The 3,870-nt window shown below is 71.1% G+C and carries 4 protein-coding genes; all 4 read right to left on the bottom strand.

From position 1 onward, the window contains the following. Positions 1-837 (bottom strand): RDD family protein (locus GZ64_RS0101330; protein ID WP_029264861.1); only part of this gene is annotated, 837 nt, incomplete at its 3' end. Beyond that, positions 834-1,544, bottom strand: coding sequence for a hypothetical protein (locus GZ64_RS0101325; protein WP_231479805.1), 711 nt, complete (start codon positions 1,542-1,544; stop codon positions 834-836). The genes GZ64_RS0101330 and GZ64_RS0101325, both read right to left, overlap by 4 nt. 14 nt (positions 1,545-1,558) lie before the next feature. After that, positions 1,559-3,187, bottom strand: a complete 1,629-nt coding sequence (locus tag GZ64_RS0101320; RefSeq protein WP_029264860.1) for a serine/threonine-protein kinase — start codon at positions 3,185-3,187, stop codon at positions 1,559-1,561. Beyond that, positions 3,184-3,870, bottom strand: a 687-nt coding sequence (locus GZ64_RS18875) for an FHA domain-containing protein (protein WP_029264859.1), incomplete at its 5' end; no start/stop codon positions are given. The genes GZ64_RS0101320 and GZ64_RS18875, both read right to left, overlap by 4 nt.

Raw genomic sequence — 3,870 nt, 5'->3', positions numbered from 1 at the left:
TGCGCCCGTCGCGAGCGACGGCGGCGCCGCCGACACCATGGAGCCGGCTCCAGATGGCTCTGCCTGCCCCGTCGCAGCCGCCGCGGCCGAGCGGTGCGCACCGATGACGCCTCCGGAAAGGCGCGCACTCGGGACGTACTCGGCCGGCGCGTCGCGATGCACCGGCGTCGCCAGTGACGGCAGCGGAGCCTTCTCCTCGTGTTCGGGCGTCTTCACGCGCTTGCGCGCGATGCGCATGCGTTTCGCATCGTAGGGATTCAACCCGCCGCGCACGTCGACGAACCAGGTCGCGGCAGCGAGATCGAGCCAGCCGCGTCCTCGCCTCTCGATGTCGAACAGCGGGGAGAGCATGATCACCAGCAGCGGACCGATGACCGGGACGATGAGCGAGGCGTAGGCGACGAGGAAGCGGACCACGGCTCCGCGCCAGAAACCGGGGCGCTCGAGGGTCCGTACGTTCACCGAGCGGATGCCGCAGATCGCCTTGCCGAGCGTCACTCCCTTGCGTCCGTGCAGGACGAGCTGGACGACGATATAGGCGATCATCAGGCCCTGCGATACGGCTGCCGCGACGATGAGCCACACCAGGTCACCGCGGGCGAAGAACTTCTCGGCGTCGAACTGCCCTGCGACCACCTGCGCGAGAACCGGGGTGAGCGCGACGATCGCCGGGAGCGCGATGAGCACGGCCACCGCCCACTCGATCAGCGCGGCGAGCACGCGCGGCCCTCGCCCTGCTGTGCGGAGCCCGAGGGCCTCCGCGTACGCAGGATCCGGGCGTCCGTGCGCGTCGAGCCCTTCGACCTCGGGAGCGTGGTCGTCGATCTCCCAGATCACTCCTGCTCTCCCTCGACCTCGTCGACGGCGTGCGCGGTGTCGAGCAACGGCAGGTCGCTCTTGCCGACCAGTCGCGACGCGATCACGTGCTCCACCAGGCGCGCACGTCTGTTGGTCGCGAAGCTGCGTTGTCCGCCGCGCATTCCGGGCACACCGATCCGGTCGAACTTGTCGCACACGTTGTCGAGCTTGCGGTTGAAGCGGGTGACGGTCCAGCCGAGGCGCTCCGCGGCCTTCGCCGACGTCGGGATCTCGCTCATACCCGTACCGTCCCTGCGCAACTGCGGCTCCGCCAGCGCGAGGATGAGGAGCTTCTGGCTGAGGGTCAACGGGACGTCGCCGATCGTGGAGGCACCCCCGTCGTCGTGCTCGCGCCTTGTCGCACGGAACGTCGGCTCCGCCGCGTGCAAGGTGAGTTCGTAGGTCGTCGGTCCTGCGCTGAACACGACGGTCGTGGTCTCGAAGACCAGCGGAAGGCGGGCACCGGGAGCGAGCCAGGCCTGCACGCCACCGGCCGAATCGGTCACGGTCGCCGTGAGTCGCGTGCCGACGTTCGACAGCCACCACAACCCGTCGGCGTCGGTGATCTCCAGGAAGTGCCGGTGCAGGAACAGGTTGTCGTCGAGCTCGAGATCTCCCTCGCGCCCGACGATGAACCGCCCGCCCCGACGGACCGGGAAGTACTCCCCCGCGAACTCGACGGTCACGCCGCCTTCACCACTCACTCCACGCACCCCCGCACGGTCTCGGACGCGCGCCCGTCGTCGCGTCGCAGCATCACATCGATGCAGACGGTCCCCGCCGCGGCGGGCACCGTGGCGGTCGGATCCGGCGTCTGCTGGGGATCGACCTCGCCCGAGACCGCCACCGGGGTCCAGATGTACGAATCGCCGTCGAGCGGGCTCGGGTTCGTCCAGGTGAAGACCACCTGTTCGCCCTGTCGCGTCCCGGCGAGCTCCGTCACCTTCGGCACCACATCCGTTCCGACGTCCTTCGGATCGACGGCTTCCGCGGTCTCCTGCGGTTCGGGCGCGATACCCGCGACCAGGAGGTTGAGTCCGACGATGCCGCCGATCACGAGCACGACTCCCGCGGCGGCGAGGGTGATCCACAGCCCCTTCCGACTGCGGGGCGGCTCGGGTGCGACCGGGGCCTCGACGGGCGCTCCGGGAACCATCGTCGGCGGCACGGCGGCGTCCGGGGCCACGACCATCGGCGCACGGGCGATGGTCCGGTCGTCGGCGCCCGGCACGGTCGGAGGTGCAGCAACGGGAGACGGCGTGCGCAGCTGCGTCTGCTCGACCGCCGCTTCCTGGGCGGCCGGGGCGTCGAAGCGCGGCACCCCCTGCAGCGCGGCCGGAGGCTCCTTCCGCTGCGTCGTCGCCGACGGACGGGTGAACGAGGCCATGTCGGGATCGATACTGACGATCTCCCGCACCCGGGTGAGACCGTCGCCGTCGTCGTCGAGGTCTTCCGCCGGCGGGTGATCGTCGACGATGTCGATCGGGGTCACCGAGTGGGAGAGCTCGATCTGCACCTTCTGCAGCGCTCGCGCGAACGCCACGGCGCTCGGGAAGCGATCGTCGGGATTCTTCGCCATCGAGCGCTCGAGGAGTCGTTGCAGGCTCTCCGGGGAGTCCGGCCGCTTCAGAGACGGCAGGGCGGCGCGCTCGATGCGCTCGATGAGGTCGGCACTGGAGTTCCGTTCCCCGGGGCGCTCGAACGGTGATCGTCCGGCGAGCAGGGTGTACAGCGTCGCCCCCAGCGCCCACACGTCCGTGCGCGGCCCGCTCTGGGGCGGCTCGGCGAACGACTCCGGTGGCGACCACGGGATCGACATGCCCGACGCCTCACCCGTCGCGCCCGTCGTCGACGCGATGCCGAAATCGGTGAGCGCCGGCCGGTTGTACTCGGTGACGAGGATGTTGGCGGGCTTGATGTCGCGGTGCAGCACGCCTGCGCGGTGCGCCGTCTCGACAGCGCCGGCCACCTGCACGCCGACCCGGAGAGCCTCGGCGACGGAGAACGGGTCCTTCCGTGCGCGCAGCTGGAGGTTCGGCCGCGGGCAGTACTCCATCACCAGATAGGGGCGCCCGTCGCCCGCGACCCCGGCCTGGTAGATCGTGACGATCGCGGGGTGCGTCGAGAGCATGGCCATGACATTCGCCTCATCGGCGAACTCCTGCGCGGCGCCGCTCGAGATGCGATCGGCGAGCAGGACCTTCACCGCGACGCGGCGGCGAGGCATCTCCTGCTCGTAGAGGAACACGTCGGCGAAGCCACCGGTGCCCAACGGCTCCACATAGGTGAAGCCGGGAAGATCCGGCGGCGGCGACGGGCGACGCGTCACGGGAGATCCTCGAAGGCGACGGTCACGCCGTCGCCGAGGTCGACGACATCGCCGGAGAGCACCAGCGTCTGCTCCCCGGGGTGCAACCGCACGGGGTCGGCGCCCGGGCGCAGGAGCGTGGACCCGTTGGTGGTGTGCAGGTCGATGACCACCACGGTGTCGCCTTCCGGCCTGACCTCGAGATGGCTGCGTGAGATGTCCTGCTGGGGGCTCTCGACGGCGATCAGGTGCGGGAGGTTCGCCCCGCTCGCACGTGTCGACCGCGGCCGGCGCCCGATGATCACGGTGCGGTCGAGGGCGGCCACCTGACCGGTGGAGAGCCGGATGCGGCCGACCGAGGCCACGGCCGGTGCCGGCGCGACATCGAGCACCTCCGTCGGCGCGTCGTTCGCGACCTGCGGCTGCTGGCGGAGAGCACGGAGGTCCGCTGCCGAGACGGTGGCGCCGTCGTGGTCGCCCTCGACGGGGACCGGCACCACCGGTGCCGCCCCGCCGACCGAGTGCACGGTGGCACCCCACAGCTGGTCGAAGTCGTCGTCGACCGGTGGCGCGAGCGTCACCTCCGTGGGCGGCAGGAAGGCGTCTTCGATGAGGGGAAGCGGCTCCTCGGCCTCGGGCTCCGGCACGACCGGCTCGAGTGCGGGCTCCGGCTCGGGTGCGGGCTCCGGCTCGGGTGCGGGCTC

This window comes from Microbacterium sp. Cr-K32 (assembly GCF_000708345.1).
Classification (GTDB): Bacteria; Actinomycetota; Actinomycetes; order Actinomycetales; family Microbacteriaceae; genus Microbacterium; species Microbacterium maritypicum_A.
Note: the sequence above shows the minus strand (reverse complement) of the source record. Positions and strands in the feature narration are given on the sequence as shown.